Consider the following 275-nt stretch of genomic DNA (forward strand, 5'->3'; position numbering starts at 1 on the left):
GACTGAATGAAATTAAACGTGCCGCCGGGAACGACGTAGTCTTTGCAGAGCGTCATCTCGTTGCCTGCGAGGGTCCACATTTTCAGCGGTTTTACGGGAAGGCTGGGACGCCCGGCGACATCGGGGAACCAGACGTTGACTTTGCCACCAGGGGACAGGCCGAAAGTTATATTGTCGTACCAGACGGCATCCCCGTCCCAGGTATGATCGGCAGGGGTTTTCATCCGTAGCCAGGTTTCTGGTCCGAACACGGCGCTGGTCTCGTAAGTTTGTTT

Annotated in this window: 1 protein-coding gene; it reads right to left on the reverse strand. The window is 56.0% G+C overall.

Going from position 1 to position 275, the window contains the following annotated elements:
* Positions 1-275, reverse strand: a 275-nt coding sequence (locus tag OGX81_RS00625) for a DUF2931 family protein (protein ID WP_146209149.1), incomplete at both ends; no start/stop codon positions are given.

Source organism: Citrobacter sp. CK206 (assembly GCF_030333125.1).
Lineage (GTDB): Bacteria > Pseudomonadota > Gammaproteobacteria > Enterobacterales > Enterobacteriaceae > Citrobacter_B > Citrobacter_B koseri.